The following is a 585-nucleotide window of genomic DNA, read 5'->3' on the forward strand; positions in this document are numbered from 1 at the left end:
GTGCGCCACATTCGAGAGCCGCCAGTATCTGTGCAAGGTCTTCTGTGTCGGCCAAGATCACCACAGGCACCGACCTGAACTCGGACGAAATGCGCCTGATCTGATCCGCTATGCCATGGTCGGTGACTTTCCGGCCGCCCAGGTTGAAAAGAATGGCTGCAAGGATCATCCCCTCTTTCACGCGCCATTCGTCTATCGAACCCTTGGCCTCGACGGCCATGCCGAGTTCGTGGTCTTCCAAGGCCGATGCCAGACATTCGCGATCTAGCGCCCTTCCGTCCAAGATGAGGAGGCATTCTCTGCCTACTTGTTCATGGACCGTTGCTTTTCCGCCGGACGGAATTCCTGCCGGCTCTACCGAAGTGTATTTATGCAGTTCTACTGTGGAACTCATACTCTAACCCACCCTTTTCCCAACAAAATTCGCCCTGAGGCGGCAATTAGCCCCTCACTCGCCAGTTTCTTCAGAAAGTATAGTAATGCCCACCCGTTCTGAGAGCCTGGCTGGAATTGTCCAACCTGGTGCACCCGCTGTTCCTCATTCCCAGCCAGAACAGCGTGAGTAGCTTATGGGCTATTCACAAG

1 pseudogene is annotated in these 585 nt (G+C 54.9%); it reads right to left on the reverse strand.

The features are described from left to right. Positions 1–220, reverse strand: a pseudogene (locus EN879_RS38145) (DNA-binding response regulator); the annotation flags it as partial. Positions 221–585 lie beyond the last annotated feature (365 nt).

This window comes from Mesorhizobium sp. M7A.F.Ca.AU.002.02.1.1 (assembly GCF_003998535.1).
GTDB classification, from domain to species: Bacteria; Pseudomonadota; Alphaproteobacteria; order Rhizobiales; family Rhizobiaceae; genus Mesorhizobium; species Mesorhizobium ciceri.